Below are 398 nucleotides of genomic sequence, written 5' to 3' on the forward strand. Positions count from 1 at the left end.
AAACATCCCGCTTACGTTGACAGCAAATAATTCATCCCATACTTCTTTCGTTGCAGATTCCAAATCATGAAGCGGAATATGTCTGGTGATGCTCGCATTATTTACGAGTAAATCAAGACTTCCGAAGCAGCCGGCCGCTTCGTTCACCATGTCTCTCGCCTGTTTGTCTATAGAAACGTCCGCTTGAATGGTCATCGCGCGTCCGCCTGCCTTTGTTATGAATTCAGCTGTTTGTTCCGCTTCCGTTTTTGAATGTGAATAGTTAATGACGACAGCCGCTCCCCGTTTTGCCAAGGCAAGGCACGCTGCTCTTCCGATTCCTGTACCGCCACCTGTGACCAGTGCCGTTTTATGTTGTAAATTCATTGCTCCCTCTCCTCTTACGATCTATGTTCATC

At 47.2% G+C, this 398-nt stretch carries 1 protein-coding gene; it reads right to left on the bottom strand.

The window, feature by feature from the left end:
• The coding region (locus tag SB659_RS19115) for an SDR family NAD(P)-dependent oxidoreductase (RefSeq protein ID WP_410551527.1) at positions 1-366 on the bottom strand (366 nt) is incomplete at its 3' end.
• Between the last annotated feature and the right edge of the window lie 32 nt (positions 367-398).

The sequence above is a fragment of the Arthrobacter sp. SIMBA_036 genome (assembly GCF_046535135.1).
GTDB lineage: Bacteria > Actinomycetota > Actinomycetes > Actinomycetales > Micrococcaceae > Arthrobacter.